This is a genomic window from Vibrio rotiferianus CAIM 577 = LMG 21460 (genome assembly GCF_002741985.1).
Lineage (GTDB): Bacteria > Pseudomonadota > Gammaproteobacteria > Enterobacterales > Vibrionaceae > Vibrio > Vibrio rotiferianus.
This window is the reverse complement of the sequence record NZ_APHW01000007.1, coordinates 1-21,238: the sequence shown is the minus strand read 5'-3', so window position 1 is coordinate 21,238 and position 21,238 is coordinate 1. Positions and strand designations below refer to the sequence as shown.

Annotated in this window: 23 protein-coding genes, 1 other RNA gene and 1 pseudogene; 9 read left to right on the top strand and 16 right to left on the bottom strand. The window is 43.6% G+C overall.

Annotated elements, in window-relative coordinates:
- Window positions 1–68 precede the first annotated feature (68 nt).
- From tadA to B853_RS02975, 7 genes are all read right to left on the bottom strand, one after another.
- A complete protein-coding gene (gene tadA, locus B853_RS03000; RefSeq protein ID WP_029388807.1) occupies window positions 69–602 on the bottom strand; it encodes a tRNA adenosine(34) deaminase TadA in 534 nt (177 codons plus the stop codon).
- Between the two features lie 643 nt (window positions 603–1,245).
- The gene (locus B853_RS02995) at window positions 1,246–2,805 is read right to left on the bottom strand and encodes an AbgT family transporter (RefSeq protein WP_010446276.1); all 1,560 of its coding nucleotides are present in this window, start codon (window positions 2,803–2,805) and stop codon (window positions 1,246–1,248) included.
- Between the two features lie 294 nt (window positions 2,806–3,099).
- Window positions 3,100–3,507, bottom strand: a complete 408-nt coding sequence (locus tag B853_RS02990) for a type IV pilus modification PilV family protein (RefSeq protein ID WP_010446274.1) — start codon at window positions 3,505–3,507, stop codon at window positions 3,100–3,102.
- Window positions 3,497–4,327 (bottom strand): hypothetical protein, encoded by an 831-nt coding sequence (locus B853_RS26325; protein WP_249027389.1) that lies wholly within the window; start codon window positions 4,325–4,327, stop codon window positions 3,497–3,499. The genes B853_RS02990 and B853_RS26325 overlap by 11 nt, the downstream gene beginning before the upstream one ends.
- 34 nt (window positions 4,328–4,361) lie before the next feature.
- Window positions 4,362–4,790, bottom strand: coding sequence for a hypothetical protein (locus B853_RS26320; protein ID WP_249027388.1), 429 nt, complete (start codon window positions 4,788–4,790; stop codon window positions 4,362–4,364).
- Window positions 4,787–5,428: a PilW family protein gene (locus tag B853_RS02980; protein WP_010446270.1), complete on the bottom strand. Its 642-nt coding sequence runs from the start codon at window positions 5,426–5,428 to the stop codon at window positions 4,787–4,789. The genes B853_RS26320 and B853_RS02980 overlap by 4 nt, the downstream gene beginning before the upstream one ends.
- Before the next feature lie 11 nt (window positions 5,429–5,439).
- A complete protein-coding gene (locus B853_RS02975; protein WP_010446268.1) occupies window positions 5,440–5,952 on the bottom strand; it encodes a GspH/FimT family pseudopilin in 513 nt (170 codons plus the stop codon).
- A 102-nt stretch (window positions 5,953–6,054) separates the two neighbouring features.
- On the opposite strand from B853_RS02975, the gene B853_RS02970 reads away from it, so the two are divergent.
- Window positions 6,055–6,489 (top strand): type IV pilin protein, encoded by a 435-nt coding sequence (locus B853_RS02970; RefSeq protein WP_029560929.1) that lies wholly within the window; start codon window positions 6,055–6,057, stop codon window positions 6,487–6,489.
- A gap of 77 nt (window positions 6,490–6,566) precedes the next feature.
- Here B853_RS02970 and dnaJ read toward each other — a convergent pair whose 3' ends face one another.
- The 4 genes from dnaJ to grpE form a co-directional block, all read right to left on the bottom strand.
- Entirely contained in the window at window positions 6,567–7,715 is a 1,149-nt protein-coding gene (dnaJ, locus tag B853_RS02965) for a molecular chaperone DnaJ (RefSeq protein WP_038886305.1), read from the bottom strand.
- A gap of 201 nt (window positions 7,716–7,916) precedes the next feature.
- A complete protein-coding gene (gene dnaK, locus B853_RS02960; RefSeq protein WP_038886307.1) occupies window positions 7,917–9,833 on the bottom strand; it encodes a molecular chaperone DnaK in 1,917 nt (638 codons plus the stop codon).
- A 301-nt stretch (window positions 9,834–10,134) separates the two neighbouring features.
- Entirely contained in the window at window positions 10,135–11,409 is a 1,275-nt protein-coding gene (locus B853_RS02950; RefSeq protein WP_010446260.1) for a dicarboxylate/amino acid:cation symporter, read from the bottom strand.
- A gap of 421 nt (window positions 11,410–11,830) precedes the next feature.
- Window positions 11,831–12,427: a nucleotide exchange factor GrpE gene (gene grpE / locus B853_RS02945; protein WP_005447652.1), complete on the bottom strand. Its 597-nt coding sequence runs from the start codon at window positions 12,425–12,427 to the stop codon at window positions 11,831–11,833.
- A gap of 145 nt (window positions 12,428–12,572) precedes the next feature.
- Between grpE and nadK the strand changes: the two genes are divergently transcribed.
- From nadK to bamE, 5 genes are all read left to right on the top strand, one after another.
- Window positions 12,573–13,457, top strand: coding sequence for an NAD(+) kinase (nadK, locus tag B853_RS02940; RefSeq protein ID WP_005447653.1), 885 nt, complete (start codon window positions 12,573–12,575; stop codon window positions 13,455–13,457).
- Between the two features lie 247 nt (window positions 13,458–13,704).
- The gene (locus B853_RS02935; RefSeq protein WP_010446252.1) at window positions 13,705–14,886 is read left to right on the top strand and encodes a DUF3103 domain-containing protein; all 1,182 of its coding nucleotides are present in this window, start codon (window positions 13,705–13,707) and stop codon (window positions 14,884–14,886) included.
- Between the two features lie 168 nt (window positions 14,887–15,054).
- Entirely contained in the window at window positions 15,055–16,719 is a 1,665-nt protein-coding gene (gene recN / locus B853_RS02930) for a DNA repair protein RecN (RefSeq protein ID WP_038885277.1), read from the top strand.
- Between the two features lie 21 nt (window positions 16,720–16,740).
- A complete protein-coding gene (locus tag B853_RS02925; RefSeq protein ID WP_038885276.1) occupies window positions 16,741–17,223 on the top strand; it encodes a GNAT family N-acetyltransferase in 483 nt (160 codons plus the stop codon).
- 246 nt (window positions 17,224–17,469) lie between these two features.
- Window positions 17,470–17,829, top strand: a complete 360-nt coding sequence (gene bamE / locus B853_RS02920; protein ID WP_005391468.1) for an outer membrane protein assembly factor BamE — start codon at window positions 17,470–17,472, stop codon at window positions 17,827–17,829.
- A 60-nt stretch (window positions 17,830–17,889) separates the two neighbouring features.
- On the opposite strand, the gene B853_RS02915 is transcribed toward bamE, so the two are convergent.
- Both B853_RS02915 and B853_RS02910 read right to left on the bottom strand, forming a co-directional pair.
- Window positions 17,890–18,246, bottom strand: a complete 357-nt coding sequence (locus B853_RS02915; RefSeq protein WP_010446234.1) for an RnfH family protein — start codon at window positions 18,244–18,246, stop codon at window positions 17,890–17,892.
- A complete protein-coding gene (locus B853_RS02910; RefSeq protein ID WP_010446232.1) occupies window positions 18,236–18,679 on the bottom strand; it encodes an SRPBCC family protein in 444 nt (147 codons plus the stop codon). The genes B853_RS02915 and B853_RS02910 overlap by 11 nt, the downstream gene beginning before the upstream one ends.
- 118 nt (window positions 18,680–18,797) lie before the next feature.
- Here B853_RS02910 and smpB point away from each other — a divergent pair, with 118 nt between their 5' ends.
- The 3 genes from smpB (at window position 18,798) to B853_RS26780 (ending at window position 19,977) form a co-directional block, all read left to right on the top strand.
- A complete protein-coding gene (gene smpB, locus B853_RS02905) occupies window positions 18,798–19,283 on the top strand; it encodes an SsrA-binding protein SmpB (protein ID WP_005440253.1) in 486 nt (161 codons plus the stop codon).
- A 68-nt stretch (window positions 19,284–19,351) separates the two neighbouring features.
- Window positions 19,352–19,719: a transfer-messenger RNA gene (ssrA, locus tag B853_RS02900) on the top strand.
- A 96-nt stretch (window positions 19,720–19,815) separates the two neighbouring features.
- Window positions 19,816–19,977 (top strand): DUF6538 domain-containing protein, encoded by a 162-nt coding sequence (locus B853_RS26780; protein ID WP_307718078.1) that lies wholly within the window; start codon window positions 19,816–19,818, stop codon window positions 19,975–19,977.
- A gap of 84 nt (window positions 19,978–20,061) precedes the next feature.
- Here the strand turns inward: B853_RS26780 and B853_RS26315 are convergent, their stop codons facing one another.
- The 3 genes and pseudogenes from B853_RS26315 to B853_RS26310 form a co-directional block, all read right to left on the bottom strand.
- The gene (locus tag B853_RS26315) at window positions 20,062–20,655 is read right to left on the bottom strand and encodes a type II restriction endonuclease (protein ID WP_249027390.1); all 594 of its coding nucleotides are present in this window, start codon (window positions 20,653–20,655) and stop codon (window positions 20,062–20,064) included.
- A gap of 180 nt (window positions 20,656–20,835) precedes the next feature.
- Window positions 20,836–20,910: pseudogene (locus B853_RS26650) on the bottom strand (hypothetical protein); the annotation flags it as partial.
- Between the two features lie 22 nt (window positions 20,911–20,932).
- Window positions 20,933–21,238: EcoRII N-terminal effector-binding domain-containing protein (locus B853_RS26310; RefSeq protein WP_282957144.1), on the bottom strand; the 306-nt coding region annotated here is incomplete at its 5' end.

Genomic DNA, 21,238 nt, shown 5'->3' with positions numbered 1-21,238 from the left:
AAACATCTACTTCTGAGTAGGTGTTTGCTAAAATACTTCTAGCCGAAAGAACTCATTCTCCTTTCCACTTACTTATCTTTATTTTCCTGCTCGTTTTCCAACGCCTTTTGCGCTTGTTTCTTCGCTTTAATTTCTTTGCGGCGACGTTTAAAAAATGCTTGCAACTGAGAGCGGCATTCTTCTTCTAGTAGCCCATTTTCAACTGTTGCGTAATGGTACGCCGCTTGGCTTTCAAACAAGTTTAATACCGTTCCTGCCGCGCCTGCTTTTAAGTCAGGAGCACCGTAAACGACTCGTTTCACTCGGCTGTGTAACAATGCCCCAGCACACATTGGGCAAGGCTCCAGCGTGACATACAAAGTGGTATCAAGCAGTCGATAGTTTCCTAGAGCTTCGCCCGCTTTACGCAAAGTTTGGATCTCCGCATGCGCCGTTGCATCATGAGCACAAATAGAACGGTTCCAGCCTTCAGCAATAATCTCTCCGTCTTTTACCAGAACAGCGCCCACTGGCACCTCCCCTTCAGCTTCTGCTTGCTCGGCAAGCTCCATCGCACGGCGCATAAATAGTTCATCTTGAGGGGAAAACTGAGAATCTGACAAAAGGAAGCTCCGGAATTTGGGATAGATCGTGATTGAAAGTGGATTTTAACCTTCAAAGAGGGGAAGTGGAAGCGGGATGATTTTGCCTGTTAGGGTACAAATACCGTGATTCAAAGCAGTTTGATCGTCACCTTCAAGAGTGAGGTACAAGCAAACTGAGGCGCTCTTCAGTTGCATTATTAACGAGAGATTCCCGACAACACTCCTGCGTCGCTTTCGGGAATGACGTTGAATAAATACAGGACTGTCTTCTCGTCATCCTCAAGAGCGAGGTACAAGCAAATTGAGGCGCTCTTCAGTTGCATTATTAACGAGAGATTCCCGACAACGCTCCTACGTCGCTTTCGGGAATGACGTTGAATAGATACAGGACCGTCTTCTCGTCATCCTCAAGAGCGAGGTACGAGCAAATTGAGGCGCTCTTCAGTTGCATTATTAACGAGAGATTCCCGACAACGCTCCTGCGTCGCTTTCGGGAATGACGTTGAATAAATACAGGACAGTCTTCTCGTCATCCTCAAGAGCGAGGTACGAGCGAGTTGGGGATCTCTTTATTTTGTGTCCCGAATCCCGCCTCCCAAAACAAAAAAGCGCCAGTCTCTCGACCAGCGCTTTCTAAATTTACTAAATAGCTTCAGCGTTCTTACATTGTGTAAGTGTATGGCGCTTGGATACCTAGAGGAATGCCTAGCATCCAGTAAACTACTAGGAAGATAGACCAGCCGATTAGCATTGCAATCGAGAATGGCATCATTAGCGATGCTAGTGTACCGATACCTGTCGACTTCACGTAACGTTGACAGTAAACCACTACTAGAGGGAAGAATACCATCAGAGGTGAAATGATGTTCGATACAGAGTCACCTACACGGTAAGCCGCCTGAGATAGCTCAGGAGAGATACCCACAGCCATTAGCATAGGAACTAGGATTGGACCGATAAGAGCCCATTTCGCTGATGCAGAACCGATTAGAAGGTTTACAGAAGCTGTTAGAAGAATCATACCGATGATAGTTGCTTCACCAGGTAGGTTCATTGCTTTCAGACCTTCAGCACCGTATAGCGCTAGCATCGTGCCAATGTTTGATTGCGCAAATGCAGATAGGAACTGTGCACAGAAGAACGACATTACGATGTATGCGCCCATAGTAGACATGGTATCCGCCATCGCTTTGATGATGTCGTTACTTGTCTTGAACGTGCCAGAAACTCGACCGTAAACGTAACCTGGAATGATAAACAGGATGAAGATCAACGGAACGATAGACTTCATGATTGGCGCAGAGAACGCAGTGATCTCACCTTCAGGTGAACGCAGTGCAGAGTTTTCTGGGATAAGCGCCACAACAAGAAGTGCGATACCCGCCATCATAGCCCAACCTGCGTAACGGAACGCTTTAGACTCAAGCTCCGTGAAAGAACCTAGATCTGGTGCTTTCTCTGCGTCTTCGTCGATTGGAGTGTTCTTTAGACGTGGCTCGATGATTTTCTCAGTTACGTACCAACCGATAGCAACAATGATTACTGAAGATAGACCAGTAAAGAAGATGTTCGCTAGTGGGTTAACCACGTACTCAGGATCTAGAACCTGTGCAGCTGTTTGCGTGAAACCAGCCAATAGAGGATCGATACCTGAAGGGATGAAGTTTGCAGAGAAACCACCTGATACACCTGCAAACGCTGCCGCGATACCCGCTAGAGGGTGACGACCAGCGGCGTGGAAGATGATACCACCAAGAGGAATAACTAGAACGTAGCCCGCATCCGCCGCAGTGTGCGATACGATTGCTACAAGAATTAGCATTGGAGTAAGAAGTTTAGCTGGCGTGAAGTTCAGCATCTTCTTAAGACCAGTGGTGATGAAGCCAGAAGAATCGGCAACACCCACACCCAACATCGCTACAAGAACGATACCAAGTGGTGCAAAGCCAGTGAACGTTGTCACCATGTTAGCAAGGAAACTTGCTAGTGCTTCGCCTGTTAGAAGGTTAGTGATTGTGAGAGCTTCGCCAGTTCGAGGGTTTAGAAGGTCGAAAGAAACGTTCGACAAAAGTGCAGACGCAGCCCAAGTAATGATTAGTGCCCAGAAGAACAAAATCGCAGGATCAGGAATTTTGTTACCTGCTCGCTCGATAAAGTTCAGGAAGCGATCCATACCGCTCGGCTTCGGTGACGGTGCCTTATTTACAGCTTGGTTACTCATGGTAACTCCATATGAATGATGTTGGTGCCATGGCCTATTTGAATAATTATAACGGCCTATTTTCAACCGAGCATTCTATTAAATAGCAAATCAGAAAGCACAAGGTTCTGGCATTTTTTCCATATTTGGAGACATATTTTGCAAAATTACCATATCAATTAAACATAATAAAAACAGTTACGCCCCAGCAAAAGCAACAACAACACAACGTTTTGTTAACCGAGAAAAATTAAGATAAAAACCAGGCATAGCAAGCAATTTAAGTATTCGAAACACTGATAATTCAATGCCAACTCAGTCAAATTCACTATAACGCGAAATCATTGTTTGCAATTCAACACCTTGTGTATCTCCTGCCCTATCGAGCCAAGTTGCCTCAACCTTTACCACTTTTAAATTCGCAATAGGTGCAGGAAGTAGCTCCCATTGAACTGTATATGCGCCATTGGTTGAGTTACCTGCGATGATATCTGCATCAAAATCAGCCACCACAATGTCAGAAGAAGCAGAAGAGGCACCGCGAGTTCGAAACCACTCAAGCTTCTCTTCTGCAAGCTGTAAAGCCTCTAAACTGTTTAGCGCGTATTCTGACTCTTTCTCCATGTATACCTGAAGTTGGGTCAAGCCTAATACCCCTCCGCCTAGCAATAAAGTAGACACAAGTACTTCAATTAGACTAAATCCTTTCTGCTTAGAAGTCATTCCACGATCCCTTAACCCATTTGACATTAATTGGAGTAGAAAACGAGTTAATTACGTCAGAGTTAAATGCAAGCCTTAGTGAGTTATCAAACAAAGCCATTTGCCCGTCAGCATCAAAGATCTGTCCACCTGTTAAGGAAAATGAACCCCGTTGGAAGTAAGTTGCCAATAATGGCGATATACCTGATGAAGTCCCATACAAAGTATCTATATAAGTATTAAAGTTTGCATTTAAATAAGGCTTGATATCTTTCAAATTGTCCCATTGTTCTTGAGTCGGTGCGTACCCACTATTGAAATGAAATAACATACCTCTGATCGTGCCACTACCGTTAATACCTAACACTCCGTTATGAACTAAAATGAACAAGTTCAGTTTGTCATTTTTACTTTGTAGCTGTTTTAAGCTTGTTAACTGGGTATCAGTTATTTGGCACGAGCCATCGATCCAGATTTTATATGGCTTATTATCCTTTAACTCATTGATAAACTTACTTACACAATCAATATCTTTCCCACCGCCCATGGATACCGTCAGGAAGTTTTGAGCAGGATCATCTCGAACAGACTGCCATTTATCTTTCTCGACTCCAAAGTAGTCTAAGAATGGATCCAACTTTGGGTCTTGTTGAATATCTAACTCAGCGTACTCCCTTTGATAATTCCCATCTGCATCTTGCCAAATACCTGTGTGAACTGAAGTTTCTGTTTGGTAACTGGAACCACAGTTTTTAGATTGATCGAACCCTGCGGAAGGAGGAGGGATCGCACCACCTAGCCCTTTATTGGTTATACCTGACGCAATAAACCTTCGTTTCACAATTGCGCCAACACACTCGTAGTAGCCAGCATTGTTATATCTCCCAGGATCCGGGGGGGGCAAGCACAGCGGAGCCATGAGCAATAATGTCTGCTGTAGAACGGATCGCACCAAATCCTCCTCCTCCAACAAACGCCAGTTTTTTTGCAACCCGTGCATAGCCAACTTCTGAAATCAAAATATCTGGTTCATGAAGAGAGCCTTGAAGGATATCAATTGAATAACTAGTACATTGCTGTGCTAAATTTGCAGGAACACCTGATAAGTTGTTATCTACTATATGGGTAAATCCACACTCTAAGCCACCTTCGGCTTGCCAATGCTCCTGCCTTGATACGATTTGGTTATTTGCCTGCTTTATTTGATAAAATAATGACTTATAACTCCCTAAGGTGACGACTAAAGCTGCAACTAGAAGCATGCTAGTAACCAGTAATGTGGCAGCACCGCTTTGCTTATTCATTCCTGCCAATTCCTTTGTTTGATAGTAAAACTCTGAGAGGTGTTCACATTACTGTCATGAGCAAGTTGAACGGATAGATTTACTGTTAAGAACGCGCTTTTTACTCCATTATGTTCGACCTTTTCATTCGCAACCTGAAAGCTATTTAGATGAATCCAATTCTCATCGAATAAATTATTACAAGGGCCTACTTGGTTCGAAAAATCCTGAGCTTCAACAATATTAATAACTCGGTTCGCTAAGTCTCTTTCACAAATATAAAAAGAAGTATCAAGCTGACCTCGTTGCTCATACACCACATTTTTGTAATATGGGACCCCACCTGAGACTTGGGATAAATAAGCGTAAGCTAATAACGTTTGGTTGGCATTGCTGACTGAAAAGATCGTACTATCAGCCCCGACCAATTTGAGTGAAAGACCATCTGAGCCATCATAGCCAGCCCTCTGAACATCAGACCTCAGCATTTGCAAAACACTCGTCGTATTTTGTAAAAGACCAAGCTCTTGTGCTCTCTTAGTTGCTAATTGCTGCCCCTTCAAAAAAACTGAGGTAACGGTTGCAAGTACAATCAAGCCAAATGCAGAGGATATAAGGAGTTCAACTAACCCCATTCCAAGCTGATTAGATCGTTTCATATTTTCACTCCTCAGCAACCAACATAACCAAAGTACTGCTCTGTTTGGCTATTACTACACATTTTGAAACGAGCGGAACGAGTAAATGAAATAAGTTTGAGTTCTTTATTTGTGTTATTAACCGGATGAAACCTAAAATGCCCAGAGGCTGGCCGACCATGAATACTATCAAAAGAAATTTGTGATGAATTGTAATTTGAAGTGATAAAAATCCCATCATATGGCTTACCAGATAGGGTCAGTAATTTATTTCCTAAATTGGGGTCAATATTATCAGTCAACTCAAGCCACCAATTTCCACTACTATCACTAGCTCCAACCATATAGATATGTATCCATAGTCGCTCGCGCCTAAGGACTGCTTCAGATTTGGCCTCCAGAACAAAGCCATGCAGCTCCTTTGCTAAGCGCTGCATTTTGCTAGTCTCTAATAAACCATGTAAGTTTGGCGCAGCAACAGCAGCAACGATACTAAATACCGCTAATGAAATAATTAGTTCCAATAAAGTAAAGCCGCGATGCATTTCCCAAATTCCTATGAAAAGAGCTAAATGTTCAAAACCATTCTTGCAGTGATGCTATCAGCTATTAAAAATAGGAGGAGAAGAGAAAAGGAACTACTCGAAATGATTCGAACAATTATATGTAACAGTTACAAATTTAGATTAAGTGGAATGACATTGATCGAGTTAGTTGTGGTATTGGCTATATTAGGTGTAGTAACCGCTGTCTCATACCCTGCATATGTTAACCACACTTTAAAATCACACCGCACTATTGCCTTAACCGATATCAGCAGAATTCAGTTAGAACTTGAAGCAAACTACAACGGACAATATGATTGGAGCACTCTTATCTCCCAAGGACGCTGCCTAGTATGTAACTCTGATCGAGACCGCTTTACATTCTCTGTAGCTAGCTCGGCAACTGAATCATATATTATCTCAGCAACAGCGAAGCCTGAGAGAGGCCAAAGTAATGATAAGTGTTTCCCTAACAGACAAAATACTATAACACTCACGTCTTCTAACGTAGCATCACCAAGTGCTTGCTGGGAGTAAGCATCATTGACTGAGCTACAAACACAAAAAAGCCTGCATCACTGCAGGCTTTTTATTGGATTCAACTAACCGAGCTATTAGCTAGTTAGATCATCGAAGAACTTCTTCACACCGTTGAAGAAACCTTCCGATTTTGGCTTGTGCTTAGTTGCAGCATCACCACCACAAGACTCATCAAACTCTTTAAGTAGTTCTTTTTGACGAGCGCTCAAATTAACTGGTGTCTCTACTACAAGTTTAACGATTAGGTCACCCACACCGCCGCCACGAACGCCTTTCACACCTTTACCACGCATACGGAACATACGGCCTGTTTGCGTTTCTGTTGGTACTTTAAGGTTCACACGGCCATCTAGTGTCGGAACTTCAACTTCACCACCTAGTGCAGCCATCGCAAAGCTTACAGGCACTTCACAGTACAGGTTGTTACCTTCACGTTCAAAGATATGGTGCTCTCTTACGTGAACTTGTACGTACAAGTCACCTGCCGGTGCGCCCATTTCTCCTGCTTCACCTTCGCCAGACAGACGAATACGATCGCCAGTATCAACACCAGCTGGGATCTTAACGTTAAGTGTCTTAGTTTTTTGCTTGCGACCTTGACCATGACATTCGTTACATGGGTCTTTGATGATCTTGCCTTTACCGTGACAGGTAGGACAGGTCTGTTGTACTGCGAAGAAGCCTTGACGCATCTGAACTTGACCGTGGCCATGACAGGTACCACACGTTTCTGCTGAAGAGCCTTTCTTCGCACCGCTGCCATCACAAGTATCACAGTGAACAAGCGTAGGTACTTCGATTTCTTTTGATACGCCACGAACGGCTTCTTCTAGCGACAGTTCCATGTTGTAACGTAGGTCTGCGCCACGTTGCGCGCGTTGCTGACCACCGCCACGACGGCCGCCACCAAAGATATCACCGAACACATCGCCAAAGATGTCGCCGAAGTCAGCGCCACCGCCACCAAAACCGCCGCCGCCGAAGCCGCCACCGCCTTGTTCAAAAGCTGCATGACCGTACTGATCGTACGCCGCTTTCTTTTGAGGGTCAGTGAGAATTTCGTACGCTTCTTTTACTTCTTTAAACTTGTCCGCAGCAGACTCATCACCCTGGTTACGGTCTGGGTGGAATTTCATCGCTAGACGCTTGTACGCCTTTTTGATATCGCGCTCAGAGGCATCACGGCCTACGCCTAATACTTCGTAAAAATCACGTTTTGACATGTTCTTCGTCACCAATTAATTACTGCAAACGGCATGATTTACCGCTTGGTGTTTGTATCGTTCTAGGTAAGTGCACTCATTGCAACATACTTAACTAGAAAGACAGCTTTGACAAACAGACGGGCGTAAGAGTTACCCCAAACGCCCGCACACAAAAGTCTTATCGACTCTAGGCGACTATAAGTCGCCTAGTTAGAAATATTATTTCTTGTCGTCTTTAACTTCTTCGAACTCAGCATCAACTACGTCGTCTTCTTTAGACTGTTGCGCATCAGCGTCAGCACCTTGTGCTTGTTGCGCTTGAGCTTGTTGTTGAGCGATTTCCATTAGCTTTTGAGCTGCCGTCATTAGCGCTTGAACTTTAGCGTCGATCGCTTCTTTGTCATCGCCTTTACGTGCAGTTTCTAGCTCAGAGATAGCTGCTTCAATCTTCTCTTTCTCTTCAGCAGGTAGTGCTTCACCAGCTTCTTCTACTTGCTTGCGAGTACCGTGAATCATTTGGTCAGCTTGGTTACGTGCAGTTGCTAGCTCTTCGAACTTTTTGTCCGCTTCTTTGTTAGCTTCTGCTTCTTGAACCATTTTCTCGATGTCGTCATCGCTTAGACCGCCAGAAGCTTGGATAGTGATCTTCTGCTCTTTACCAGTCTGCTTGTCTTTCGCCGAAACGTGTAGGATACCATCCGCATCTAGGTCGAAAGTAACTTCGATTTGTGGCATACCACGTGGTGCAGCTTGGATACCTTCTAGGTTGAATTGACCTAGAGATTTGTTGAAAGACGCTTGCTTACGCTCACCTTGAAGAACGTGGATAGTTACCGCGCTCTGGTTGTCTTCTGCTGTAGAGAAAACTTGGTTCGCTTTAGTTGGGATAGTCGTGTTTTTCTCAACTAGCTTAGTCATTACGCCGCCCATTGTCTCGATACCTAGAGACAGTGGAGTAACGTCTAGTAGAAGTACGTCTTTAACGTCACCAGCAAGTACACCACCTTGAACTGCAGCACCCATTGCTACTGCTTCATCAGGGTTTACATCGCGGCGAGCTTCTTTACCGAAGAACTCAGCAACTTTCGCTTGAACCATAGGCATACGAGTCTGACCACCAACTAGGATTACGTCAGTGATGTCGTTTACAGATAGGTCAGCGTCAGCTAGAGCAACTTTTAGTGGTTCAAGAGAACGTTGTACTAGGTCTTCAACTAGAGATTCTAGTTTCGCACGAGTCACTTTCACGTTCATGTGCTTAGGACCAGTCGCGTCTGCAGTCACGTAAGGTAGGTTTACGTCAGTTTGAGAAGTAGAAGAAAGCTCGATCTTCGCTTTTTCTGCTGCTTCTTTAACACGTTGCATCGCTAGTGGGTCGTTCTTAAGGTTGATACCTTGCTCTTTGTTGAACTCGTCTACTAGGTAGTTGATTAGACGCGTGTCAAAGTCTTCACCACCAAGGTGAGTGTCACCGTTAGTTGCTAGAACTTCGAAAGTTTTCTCGCCTTCAACTTCATCGATTTCGATGATAGAGATATCGAATGTACCACCACCAAGGTCGTATACCGCAATAGTGCGGTCGCCGCCTGACTTGTCTAGACCGTATGCTAGAGCAGCCGCTGTTGGTTCGTTGATGATACGTTTAACTTCTAGACCTGCGATACGGCCAGCGTCTTTTGTAGCTTGACGTTGAGCATCGTTAAAGTAAGCAGGAACTGTGATAACTGCGCCAGTTACTTCCTCACCTAGGAAGTCTTCAGCAGTTTTCTTCATTTTCTTCAGGATTTCAGCTGAAACTTGAGGAGCAGCCATTTTTTGGCCTTGCGCTTCTACCCAAGCATCACCGTTGTCAGCCTTAACGATTTTGTAAGGCATGATTTCGATGTCACGTTGAACTTCTTCGTCTTCAAAACGACGACCAATTAGACGCTTAATTGCAAATAGCGTGTTAGTTGGGTTTGTTACTGCTTGACGTTTAGCAGGTTGGCCTACTAGCGTTTCACCGTCTGTGTATGCAACAACAGATGCGGTTGTACGCTCGCCTTCTGCGTTTTCAATTACGCGTGGCTTGTCACCGTCTAGAACAGCAACACAAGAGTTAGTAGTACCTAAGTCAATACCAATGATTTTACCCATCAGGCTATCTCCGAATAAATTCTATTTTCGTTTTGCTATATCCCCTATGTGGGGACGTAGAATCGGGTTTCAACCCTTGCTCACAAACAAAAATAATGTTGTTTGCTTCTCTTATGCCCAATAGATAAGGGCTGCAAATGGCTTTTCAAGGGAGGGAGCAAAAAAAATTGAAAAAAGTTGCGCAAAAGAAGAGATACGAGCGCAACTCTGCCCCCTTCGACTCTTCAATCTCGATTCTCATTTCTATAAAAGAAAAAGCGAGGCATATAGCCTCGCTTTTCAACTAAGAGTGTATTGCAAATTATGCGCTTGCTTGTGCTGGCTCTGCGTCTACCACTTCTTCTTTACCAATCTCACCTTCAGACTTCGCAACAATGGTGTTTACTGCTGTATCACCAACCACGTTAGATGAAGTACAGAACATATCATTGATACGGTCTACGGCTGCGATGATTGCAAGACCTTCTGGCGGAAGACCTAGTTGGTGCAATAGAACACCTACCATCACTACACCGCCGCCCGGAACACCACCCGCACCGATAGACAGTAGCAAGATAGTTAGACCAAGAGTAAAGATATCAGCAGTGTTGATTGGTTGGCCAAATGCGTTTGCGACAAACATCGTTGCTAGTGCAATGTAGATAGAAACACCAGACATGTTCATTGTTGCGCCCAGTGGTACACCGAAACCAGCTACCGATTTAGATACTTTAAGCTTCTCAGTCAGCGTACGCATTGTTACTGGAATAGTCGCGTTAGAGCTTGCCGTCGATAGCGAGAATAGGATCTGCTCTCGAGTTGCACGTAGGAAAGTTTTTGGCGAAGTGCCCGTCGCAATACCTACTGCCATTGGGTAGAAGAAGAAAATCCAGAACACTAGCATTGCAACAACAAGTGCTACGTAGCCAGCAACAGACATCAGTGTGTTTGCATCCAGTGTTGCACCTAGTTGAATCATCAGAGCAAATACACCGTAAGGCGCAAGGCTCATTACTAGACCAACCAGCTTCATCATGATTTCATTCGCCATCTTGAACGTACGAATAGCTGGACCACCACGTGAGTCAAGAGCTTGAATAGCAAGACCTGTCAGGATTGCCATAAAGATGATTTGTAACATGTCGCCATTTGCAAACGCTTGTACTGGGTTGCTTGGAACAATGTTTACCACTAACGAGAAAATGTCAGGAGTTTCTGTTGTTGTTAGTTTAACGGTCTCTGAAATCGTACCCGCTAGATTCGCATCTGCACCCGGTTGGAAAATAAGACCAACGGTGAGTGCCGCAGTAATCGCGATGATGGTGTTGATAATGTATAGAGCAAAGGTTTTACCACCAAGACGACCAAAAGCAGTGATGTCTTTCAGGTCAACGATACCGCATACGATAGATACGTAAACAAGAGGTACTACTAACAGCTTAATCAATGATACAAACATGCCACCAGCGCCTTCTGCTGCGCCAAGTAAATAAGTATCAAAGAGAGCAACGCCACTAAAAAGATACTGAATTGCAGTACCGATCAGAAGACCCGCAAACAAGCCGATAAAAATCTTGCTAGAAAGCGATTTATCCATCATAAATCTCCAAAATGTTGTGTTTGCTATTTATACTTTTATAGTTACATCTGCTAATTTTTACGGCAGACCTCGCGAATAATACACACCACAGTTACAAAATAAAGACTTTCTTTACGAGATTGTTAATAAATAACATTAAAAGTAAATCGCTAGATCTACATTCATATTCAGAATTAAATTTTGATTGCGAGTGATAACAGGAACTTATAGACACACCCATTCCATAAGTAAGCAAGATAAAGAAAGGATATCCCTTATTGGAAAAATTTTTACCAATAAGAAAAAATTTGAAGGGGATCAAATTTCATTTTGCGCACATATTCAGAGAGATGAATATGTTGATGGTAATGTTTGAAACAAAAACGCCCGCTATTGAATGACGGGCGTTTTAATATATTTATATCAATGATTTAGTTGATTACTTAGCAACCATAACCATTGCAGGACGAACAACTCGACCGTTTAGCTCGTAGCCTTTTTGCATCACAAACATAACTGTGTTTGATTCGTGATCTGGGCTTTCTTGAATAGACATCGCTTGGTGGAATTCAGGGTTGAATGCTTCACCTTCTGGGTTGATCTCTTTCAAACCAAATTTCGATACTGCATCTACAAACGTCTTGTGTGTTAGCTCAACACCTTCAAGAATCGGCTTCACCACTTCGTGCTCTGCATCTGCAGCTTGGATTGCACGCTCAAGGTTATCGATAACTGGAAGTAGTTCTTCAGCGAATTTGTTCAGAGCGTACTTACGAGCTTTATCGATTTCTTGCTCAGTACGACGACGCATGTTTTCTACTTCAGCTTTAGAGCGAAGAACCGCATCTTGCTGATCTTTCACTTTTGTTTCGCTAGACAGTAGTGCTGCTTCTAGTTGAGCAATCTTAGCGTCTTTCTCATCACCAATTTCTTCAAGTTCTGCTTCAGCTTCTTGCGCTGCGGCTTCTACTTTCTCAGCTTCTTCGATGATTTGATCAAGCTCTTCTTCTGTAACTTTGTTTTCTTCGTTGCTCATGATATCTCCAGAATTCAACTTAATGTCCTTAAAGCCACTCACGTTTTGTGGGCTTTAACCACATAAAAATTCGCATATTTAGGTAACTTGCCATTATTATGGGGATGAAGATTCCTGATTCAAGCCTCTTTAATGCGGAAATGCTATGAAAAATCCATGTAACGTGATCGCGATTATCGGAAAACCACGAGATCAGCAGGCAATTCAAACTCATAGAGAGTTATACGAATGGCTGACATCCGAAGGTTACCAAGTATTTATCGATGATCGCCTTGCTGCAATTTTAGACGAAATCCCGCAAAGCCAGTTTGCTAGCCTCGTAGAGCTAGGTAAAAACGCCGATCTCGCTATCGTTGTTGGCGGTGATGGCAACATGCTAGGTGCCGCTCGCATTCTATCTCGTTTCGATGTTGCTGTGATTGGTGTCAACCGAGGTAACTTGGGTTTCCTGACGGATCTAAATCCTGACGATTTCAAAGAAGCATTAAAAGCCGTATTAAAAGGCGAATATATAGAAGAAGAGCGTTTCTTATTGGAAGCAGAGATCCATCGTCATGGTCAAATCAAGAGCCATAACGCGGCATTGAACGAAGCAGTGCTCCACCCAGGACAAGTGGCGCACATGATTGAGTTTGAAGTTTATATTGATGACAGCTTTGCGTTTTCGCTGCGTGCCGATGGTTTAATCGTCTCTACTCCAACAGGCTCTACGGCTTACTCTCTGTCAGGTGGTGGACCTATCTTGTCACCAAGCTTAAACGCGATTTCTCTGGTACCAATGTTCCCGCACACATTGTCTAGCCGCCCATTAGTTGTCGATGGCAAGCGTCGTATTAAACTGGTCGTTTCCCCAGAAAACCGTGGCACTCAAGAGGTAAGTTGTGACGGACAAGTTTCGCTCCCCGTCTCTCCTGGTGATGAAATACACATCTACCAGAGTCCGAATGTGCTAAAGCTGATCCATCCAAAGGACTACAGCTACTATCACGTATTAAGAAACAAACTTGGGTGGTCGAGCAAACTGTTCTAAACAAAATAAAAAAGGTTGATGTTCTATCAACCTTTTTTATTTTTCAGAGAACAAACTATCAACGCCAAAATCATTCACCACAACAATCACTCACCCTGCACACGTTACTAAAACAATAGAAAATTTGAAGCTCTGGGCAAAAACCACACGATTTTATAAAAGAAAATAGCTCATATGCCACAGAGTGATATTCTGGCAGTGAATAGAGCAATAACTCTAACAAACAATAATCAAAGAAGGACGAGCTATGAAAAAAACAATAATTCTGTCTGTTCTAAGTACATTAGCGATCGTTGGCTGCCAATCTGATGAGAACCAAGTGACAAGTATCTCAAACGATAAAGCGCAAGATATCAGTAATACCAAACGAGCGTTGGCTCTAGAACTTAGCCAAAACTACGCAGCATTAGAACCCATGTTGCGCAAGGACATTACAGCACAACAAACCAACATTCCTGTTTCAAAGTTCATTGAACAAAACCCGACTTCTCCAATGAGTAAGCAACTGGTTCAAGCTGACGAGCAAATAAGAAACTGGAAGGGCGTATCTGAATACTCAAGTGAGTTACTTGAAGTACGTTTAGCTAACGATGCCATGTTACCTACTTGGCAAGCGGGTGATATGAGTCCGCTATTTGCTTATGAACCTAGTGGTGATGATGAGCAGTGGCAATACATCGAAGCATTTGATGTATATGGGAACATCCACGAGTTAAATGTCTATGAACTACCTGACGTGCCTGTATTGGTGATTGACAACAACAGTACCGCAGAGCTAAAAGCGGGCCTTCAAGCAATGCAAGCTGAAATGCAAAAGCTTGGTCAAGCAGCCATGATTCAACCTTATGCAGAAGGGAAAGTGCTACAAAGCAAGGCACAACCGGAAGCCTCAGACACACAACCAATCCAAACCACTCAACTCAAAAAAATTCGTTTAGCAGATGATCAGGAGCCGTGGATTTCAGGCAAAGCTGAAATTTATGCTTTGGTAACTGGCGTCAACCCAACACGAGATGAACCAACGTTAGACTTAGTTGAGATGCCATATTTGGATTACGACAACAAAGACTACTATCCGAACCAAATCATCATTCACTGGTCTCGTTACCGTTGGGGCGCAGCAGACATTGTTCTGATGGAGCAAGATGACGGAACGGATTACAAACAGTTGGCAAAATTGCTCGTTCAAGTAGCTGAAGAAGTACTAAAAGCAATTCCAGATCCAGAGGTACAGGCATATGCCATCATTCCTCAGATCACCAACAAGATCATTGATGCGATTCCTGATGGGGTTCTGACCAATGATGACGATTTCGTTGATGTTTACTACACCCTGATGCAAGACACATCTTACGTCGACCATCCTGGCGCGGGAGTCAATGCAGTGGTCACATTAGAACCGCTTACCATTAACCCAACTCGTCCGTAACTTGTTCAATTTAAATAGGTCGTTGCATTTTGCGCGGCCTATTTTTCCTCTCTCCATCACAAAAAGCCGCTTCTTTAAGAAAAAATACCGCACCTGACTTTACTGTATAAAGAAACAGTATATACTGTTTTCTTATACAGTATTATTCGGTTATACAGGTAAATAAAAATGCTGGCTCATCTAAGTGTTAATAATTTTGCGATTGTTAAGTCTTTACAGCTCGAGCTTTCAAAGGGCATGACCACCATTACAGGTGAAACAGGCGCAGGTAAGTCTATTGCAATTGATGCTTTAGGTCTTTGTTTAGGTGGACGTGCCGATGCCGGTATGGTGCGCCAAGGCGAAGAGAAAACAGAAGTCAGCGCAGCCTTTTTACTGGATAACAATCTACACGCAACGCGTTGGCTAGAAGATAACGACCTGCTGGATGGCAGTGAATGTATTTTGCGTCGCATCATCACCAAAGAAGGCCGCTCAAGAGCCTTCATCAACGGCAGCCCCGTCCCACTTTCACAACTCAAATCTCTTGGGCAACTGTTGATCAATATCCATGGACAGCACGCACATCATCAATTAATGAAAAGCGAGCACCAAATGGCCATGCTTGACCAATATGCGGGACATTTAAACTTACTAAAGAGTACACGCAGTGCTTACCAGAATTGGCGTCAAGCAGACAATAACCTTAAGCAACTAAAAGAAAACAGCCAGCAAAACCAGGCGCAAAAGCAGTTGCTTGAATACCAAATCAAAGAACTGAATGAGTTATCGCTAGGTGAAGAAGAATTCGCAGAGCTCGAACAAGAGCACAAACGACTATCCAATAGTGGTGAACTCGCCGCTACCTGTCAGCAAGCCATCGAACTTATTTACGAAGGTGAAGAAGTCAATGCGCTTGGTATTTTGCAATCGGCCAATCACTCCCTAATTCAATTAGCTGAATTGGATGACAAATTAGCAGAGCTACCAAATATGCTGGCAGAAGCAATGATCCAGCTAGAAGAAACTAAAAACGAACTTCGCAGCTACCTTGACGGTATTGATGTTGATCCGGGTCGCATGGCTTATGTCGAAGAACGTTTTTCTAAAGTGATGTCGATGGCTCGTAAGCATCACGTTATGCCTGATGAGTTATACCAACATCACCAAGATCTGCTGGCACAGATTGAAGCATTAGATTGCTCCGATGAACGCTTGGATGAACTCGCTCAAGAAGTCGAACAAAAATACCACAGCTTCTTAACTCAAGCGGAAAAACTGCACAAATCACGCAGTCGTTACGCAAAAGAGCTGAACAAGCTAATCACGCAAAGCATGCACGAATTAAGCATGGAGAAAGCGGTATTCAGCATTGAAGTAAACAACGAGAACACCCATCCGTCGCCATTGGGTATGGACAGCGTCTGCTTCTTGGTTTCAACCAACCCAGGTCAACCGCTGCAACCTATTGCAAAAGTCGCATCGGGTGGTGAGCTATCACGTATCTCGCTCGCGATCCAAGTGATCACCGCTCAGAAAGTCGATACACCAAGCTTGATCTTTGACGAAGTGGATGTAGGTATCAGTGGTCCAACAGCAGCTGTTGTCGGCAAGATGCTGCGCAAACTGGGCGAATCAACTCAAGTAATGTGTGTGACCCACTTACCGCAAGTTGCAGGTTGTGGTCACCAGCAAATGTTTGTCGCAAAACACACTAAAGGTGGTCAAACTGAAACACAAATGCGCTCACTAGATGAAGAGCAACGTGTAGCGGAATTAGCTCGCCTACTTGGTGGTAGTCAAATCACAGATTCTACATTGGCAAACGCAAAAGAACTGCTTATCGCGGCTTAAAAGCTCAACAAGGGATGAGAAATGGATATCAGAGCAATCAGCAAAACCAACAGCTTGGAACTCGTCCCTATTTTTGTTGAGTTAGAACAATACTACTTCAAGGAACAAGCCGCGTCAGAGCATGAACTGACGAATTACCTAAAGCAGAAAGTCTTCTCTGAACACTCTGGTGTAAACATTATTGCTGCTTATGATAACAGCATCGTATTAGGTTTTGCGTCCTATACAACGATGTATCCTGGCCCAAAACTCTCTGGTCAAATGTACTTGAAAGATCTATTCGTATCTTCCAACGCCCGAGGACGTGGTGTAGGCATTGCATTGATGAGGCATCTCGCCTACTTGGCAATTGAGCAAGGGTGCCAAAGGTTGGATTGGACGGCTGAAAGTAACAACCCCCTAGCAGGACAGTTTTACCGATCGATTGGTGCTGAGCTAGTCAGTGAAAAAGAATACTACCGCTTCGCAGATGATGCTCTACACGCATTTGCTGCATCAAAATAACTACTCTCGTTCATTATCGCCATGGTGCCTGCGCTTACCCAACCACAGGTTATAAATTTAAATCTGACTTTGGTCATTCCACTAATGCGTATTGAACCGTCATTTGAAGCGCAATATCAGTGAATAAATGCAACTCAACTCAAAAATCGTTGTCAGACTCCCTACCATACGACGCATAGCTTTTTACATCTGCGTCGAGCTTGTTTATTATCAGCGCAGTATTTTGAAGGTTACTAAGAAATTATTATGCAATTAAAGAAGTGGTTAGTTGCCGTACCATTAGCAATGACTTTGCTGACAGGATGTTCGGTATTGGAGAAACTGGTTTATCGCATTGATATCAACCAAGGCAACTATGTAGAACAAAGTGCGGTAGATAAATTGAAGTTTGGGATGACTAAAGCACAGGTTCGCTTCGTTCTTGGGTCACCAATGCTTATTGAAAATGGTTATCCAAACACATGGTATTACATTTATCATCATACGCCTGGACATGGTGACCCTGTACAAAAAGATCTGATCGTTAACTTTAATGATCAAGGAACACTCGCGGATATCAGTGGCGACTTTCCGAAAAGTGACGCCTTTTACGAGCAGATCCAATAATATCTTCTATGAAAAGAAAAACCTCCCAGTTGGGAGGTTTTTCTTTTTAACGATATCAAACTAGTCCGCTGCCTTTCGCAAAGCATTTGGTTTACCACCTGTCACTGGATCCGCGCTACCAGAGACCTTTGCTTGCTCAGCACGTTTACGACGGATCTCTTTCGGGTCTGCCAATAGCGGGCGGTAAATCTCGATTCGATCTTTATCGCGAACCGTCGCATCTAATCTAACATTACGGCTGTAAACACCAACTTTGTTCTTTTTCAAGTCAATCTCAGAGTACAACTCAAGTACACCAGATTGGCGGATGATCTCTTCAACAGTCGCGTGGTTATTCACCACTAAATTGAACACTCGCTGCTCTTGAGGCAATGCATACACCACCTCAACGTGGATCATATCCGACTCAATACTCATAGCACTCGTACACCTGTTTCGCACGTTTCGTGAAAGCGTTAACCATATTATTGGTTAGTTCATTAAAAATCTTACCGAAAGCCATTTCGATCATCTTGCTGGAGAATTCAAACTCAAGCTTAAGCTCGACCTTACACGCCTGTTCATCCAAGGCTGTAAAAATCCAACCACCTCGCAACGTCTTAAATGGGCCATCAACTAAGTTCATCATGATAGCTTGACCATGAACAAGCTCATTGGACGTCGTGAATGTCTTGCTGATGCCTGCTTTCGCTACATCGACAGAAGCTACCATGCCACCGTCCGAAGACTCAATGACTCTTGAACCTGAACAACCAGGTAGAAACTCAGGATACTTAGAAACATCATTGACCAAGTCGAACATCTGTTCTGCACTAAAAGACACTAAAGCAGAACGGCTGATTTGCTTCATACACACTCCTATCGATACGCGTACATGTTTAAGGCTTGTGCCAATTTTACTTTTATTCCACGATAGCGCAAATAAAAGGATTTCCTAACCCATATCCAACCCGTATAATGAGGCCATTATGGTAAAGAAAAAATCAAAGCAAAAAGCGGGTAGCAACACTATCGCGCTTAATAAAAAAGCTCGCCACGAATACTTCATTGACGATGAAATTGAAGCTGGCTTGGAGCTACAAGGCTGGGAAGTAAAAGCACTTCGCCAAGGTAAAGCCAATATCGCTGAAAGCTACGTTTTCATGCGTGACGGAGAGGCTTTTGTCAGCGGAATGACCATCACTCCTCTTAACCAAGCCTCTACACACGTTGTCGCAAACCCTACACGCGTGCGCAAATTACTGATGAGTCGTCGTGAACTCGACAACCTACTTGGTCGCATTAACCGTGAAGGTATGACGCTAGCAGCGTTGTCACTGTACTGGTCTCGCTCTTGGGTGAAAATCAAAATCGGTGTTGCGAAAGGTAAAAAGCTTCACGATAAACGTACCGATCTTAAAGAGAAAGATTGGGCTCGTGAAAAAGCACGCGTAATGAAGAGCTCACTGCGCTAAACTTGACCACTTAAACGCATAGTACTGGACAGCCTAGGCTTTTCTGTTACTATGCGGATATTACCTCTGGGGCTGATTTAGGATTCGACGGGAATTCAGAAGTCTGAGGTGCATGCCGAGGTGCGGTAGGCCTCGTTAATAAACCGCAAAAAAATAGTCGCAAACGACGAAAACTACGCACTAGCAGCTTAATAACCTGCTCAGAGCTCTCTCGCCCTAGCTTCCGCACGTAAGACGGGGACCAACGAGAGATCAAACCCAAACGCGCTAGCCCGGATTCTCCCGCCTGAGAGATGAACGGCGAATTATAATTCAGGATAGTCATTCATTAGCGTGTCGGTTCGCAGGTGGGTGGTGAATTTAAAGATCGACTAAGCATGTAGTACCAATGATGAAAGGTTTTCGGACGCGGGTTCAACTCCCGCCAGCTCCACCAAACGTTTGGAAAGGGCGATAACTCTTTGAGTTATCGCCCTTTTTGTATTTATACATCTAGGGTTAGGCTGTTTGTACTAAATTTTGGTACTAAAACATGCGCTATCTACACATTTCAAAATCAGGCATTTGGCAATTTCGTTATCAGATCCCGCAGAGATTGAGACTGCGTTTTGATGATCGCCGTAAAATCAAACGTTCGCTAAAAACATCCTCTAAACGTACCGCAAGGATACTGGCCACCAATATCCATCGCTAAGAAAGACTGGGCATATAAAGATCTGAAAGAAGTAAAGCGCAACTTGCATCTAATTGATTATGTTGCGCTATTTACTGATGATAGTTAGTCAATATAAACCTCTTTTGTAGACTCTATAAAGCTTTCTAGACTGATCAGTTCATCTCTAAAGTCTTTATGGAAGCTCTTATGTAAGCTTAACGGTACTACTAACTTCACATTCGAGTCTGTCATTTCCTTGAACTGGTTCTTTGATACACCTTCTTGCAAAGTAAAAAGATAGACCATTTGTATGCGGTCTGCTTCATTCAAAACCTGCCGCCACCTATCTTTGCATGTAGTTTTTACTGCGAGCATTCGCAGTTTTTCAACTGGATAGTTTGCATCATGATAGCTCTCGCCGGAGGGAAATAAAAAGTCCGGCTTCTTGTTATTTTCTGTTACGGCTTGAGTGTCAAAACTCGAAAGAGAGTTCTCTAAAAAAATATGTTCTAAGTGAAGCTCTAAAGACTTTCCAGATCTCGACTTTCTTCGATTACTAACTGAGTTAGCCAATGAGATGAACTCATCAACACTACTAAAACCAGTTTTGATTAGGTCCAAAACATGAATCTCTTCTACCCTTCTAAAAAGCGAATATTCCGCTTCTCTTCGTTGCATTAAGGCATTGTCTGGATTTTCTTCGTTGAAAGTAATCATCTTGCTCAAGTACTCGATCAACTCAGCCCCACTAGGAAAACGATCATGCCACGCTTCGGGAATCGGGTAATCGACAGACTTCCAGTCATAGCGTGTAACTAAACCAGATAGAATTTGCTTAGCAGGGCTAAATATTGACTGTCCAGGAAGAACCTCCCCTAATAACTCCTCAAGCTCTTCTTCTTCATCGGGGTTCCTACAAACCCAAATATCGACTAAGTCGCTATCATGATTATGTTCTTTATGAAATGCCAGAACACACAGCGCACCAGTGTTCTCATGATCTTGTAATGGCGAATGGCGTCCCCCCCCACTGCGTTACTCTCATCTCATTTCGAGTTCCATCGAAAAACTTATTGTTATAGTAAATAGCTCTAACTTGTCTTTCGGGAAAATCATGAGAAGATGTGATTGCAGTTAGATAATGATCTGGGTTCTTCTCACCCGTGCGGTTTATAGAAGGGAAAAGATCCACCATATTATCTTTTGGTATGTAAATTCCGACCTGATGAGCGCCTGATGCTCCCGTATCATTTGCCGATAATCTCTTTATATACAATACCCAACTGTTCGTTTCTTTCGA